Here is a 243-nt window from a genome sequence, read left to right on the forward strand (position 1 = left end):
TCTAGGGCTTTTACAGTGTAAAATCAATAATATGCAAATGATGACCATGCCACAACGCCCGTCTTATAAGGGCAATCCGCACCTACGTGTACGACCGCACGTCGGGGTCATTGCGCTTGGCAATGCAGTAGGTAACTCTATCGTTAGTGGTTTAAGTAAGTCTCCACAACCATCAAAAGAAGACCTTGAGCGTCAAGCGAAGCTTGATGCGATGAGTCGTCAACTTGGCCAAGATGCAAGCAA

The 243-nt window shown here is 46.9% G+C and carries 1 protein-coding gene; it reads left to right on the forward strand.

Annotated elements, in window-relative coordinates; all coding sequences use genetic code 11:
- On the forward strand, positions 1–243 hold a 243-nt coding region (locus ACOB82_RS17745; RefSeq protein WP_448214324.1), incomplete at both ends, for a hypothetical protein.

Source organism: Colwellia sp. MEBiC06753, assembly GCF_053470325.1.